A 1,878-nucleotide genomic window follows, 5' to 3' on the forward strand; every position below is an offset into this window, starting at 1 on the left:
TTTTGTTTTTCAACGTAAGCAGTTGAACGGGAAAGATTTGCTGAAGCATTTATAAGAGATAAAAGCTTGTCAATCTTTTTTCTTCTATTTCTCCTTTTTCCTGCCATTCTGCAAATAGCTCCATAAGCAAGCCATTTGTAAGCAGTGCAATATTTTGGGACTGGGTCATAAGGTCAAAATCTTCATCTGAAAGCAAGCCAGCTTGTTTTAGTTCCAGTAGTGGTTTTACTCTCTGTATAAATCTATGGATTGATGTTCTTGAAGCCTGAGCATTAGGAAATTTTATTTTCAGCTCCTGTTCTATTTCAGCTATTGTTTTACCTTCTGCATACATTTTTGCAACTTCCTTTTTTAAGTGCGGCTGCTTATCAAAATTGTGTTTTCTCGGCATAATTAAATCTCCAGATCAATGTTTGCATCTATAAATTCTTTTTTAAGTAGTGCTTTTCCTTTAGGTGTAATCCTGAATTTCATCGCATCATCAAGTATTGGATGATTGCTTTTTGGTTCTATATAGTGCTTGTTGACAAGGTATCTTATGTTTACGTTCATCAAATGATGTCTGTCTGGAAATAAATGCCAGTCATAAAGAAGCCCCTCAATAAATGCAATAGTTAATCCTTCATTCCCCATTTTGTCTAAAAATTTCAAGATTAAAGCGTTTATCTGCTTATCCACTTTTTCCATTTCTTATCTCCATAATAAGTTTTTTAATTTCTTCAAATTCCCTTTCCATTTTTGCTTCTGTTTTATTGTGATATGCAAGCCATTCATCTCTTTTCAGATATTTGTCTGCTATCTCTTCTCTCAGCTTGTAATGTTTTTCCTGGAGATCCTCCAGTCTTTTGTTGTGATTATCCTGTAATTTGGAAAGGTCGGCTTTCAAACTTCGTGTAAACCAAACTAATGCTCCAACTGTCCCAATCAGCTGTCCAATACTAATTGCTACTTGCCATTCTGACATTTGATTTCCTCCAGATATCTCTTCAGGGGTAATACTATGTATGGTTCTTGTCTATTAGCTTTGATAACTAATTTGTCTGCTCCATCAAATAGATTTAAAACCGAAAACTGCTTTCGTGCTTTTACTTGAATAGAACCTATTCCTTTGACTTGTAAATCTGCTTTCCCAAAAGAACCTGCTGAACGAACAGTTTCAAATCCAGCCTCTTCAAAAATTTTTTTAACTTCTCTTTCTACTCTTGAGCCTTTTGCTTTTGCTTTCATTATTTGACCTATTAAGTTTAATTTTGATTAAAAGATAAAACACACCAGTGTGTAGTGTTAGGACAGGTTGGACAAATAAAGGATTTATACTGTTGTTGTATCTGTATCTGCTGAAGGCGGCAGAGGCTTTTGCTTTGCCCAGTCTTCAAAGGCAAGGATTGTTTTGCCTTCCATTCTTTCCTTTTCATACTTGACCAGCAGCTTTCTGCAGTATTCGTCTGTTGACTGGGCTGTACATGTTTTTGTTTTGCTGGTGTTTTTTTTGGAAAAACCTGTTGTGCTTGCAGTTGTATCTGCGGAAGTTTTTTTCTCTTTCTTTTCTTCAGGAAGTTTTGTTTCAATTAGTTGAACTGTAGCTTCAATTCCGGTATCAACTTCCATAGACCTAAAATTATAAAACTGAACTTTCTGGATACCTCTTGCTCTGCAGTGTTTATCTATGATTGTCCAGACGACAGGTCTTCCATTTTTTAGTCTCTTAAAAGCTTTCTCAATTTGTTTAACCTTGTCAAATGCTGAAATATCTTCTTCATCTGCAAGGGAGAAAGTTATGTCTATGTATGCCGGTTCATAACCCTGATAAATTCTCGTTAAAGAGCTGTTTCCTTCCCCTGTGTTGTCTTCATATTTTATATTTTTGTAAACCTCAAC

At 35.3% G+C, this 1,878-nt stretch carries 5 protein-coding genes; all 5 read right to left on the bottom strand.

The features are described 5' to 3' along the window. Nucleotides 1-49: 49 nt before the first annotated feature. Complete coding sequence (locus HG1285_RS18395; RefSeq protein ID WP_008288931.1) at nt 50-391, bottom strand: hypothetical protein; 342 nt, start codon at nt 389-391, stop codon at nt 50-52. Nucleotides 392-393: 2 nt separating this feature from the next. After that, nucleotides 394-687, bottom strand: a complete 294-nt coding sequence (locus HG1285_RS03210; protein ID WP_008288932.1) for a hypothetical protein — start codon at nt 685-687, stop codon at nt 394-396. Beyond that, nucleotides 671-964 (bottom strand): hypothetical protein, encoded by a 294-nt coding sequence (locus HG1285_RS03205; protein WP_008288933.1) that lies wholly within the window; start codon nt 962-964, stop codon nt 671-673. Before HG1285_RS03205 ends, HG1285_RS03210 begins: the two co-directional genes overlap by 17 nt. Beyond that, a complete protein-coding gene (locus HG1285_RS03200; protein WP_008288934.1) occupies nt 946-1,227 on the bottom strand; it encodes a Holliday junction DNA helicase in 282 nt (93 codons plus the stop codon). The genes HG1285_RS03205 and HG1285_RS03200 overlap by 19 nt, the downstream gene beginning before the upstream one ends. An 84-nt stretch (nt 1,228-1,311) precedes the next feature. Then, nucleotides 1,312-1,878: hypothetical protein (locus HG1285_RS19880; RefSeq protein WP_008288935.1), on the bottom strand; the 567-nt coding region annotated here is incomplete at its 5' end.

Source organism: Hydrogenivirga sp. 128-5-R1-1 (genome assembly GCF_000171895.1).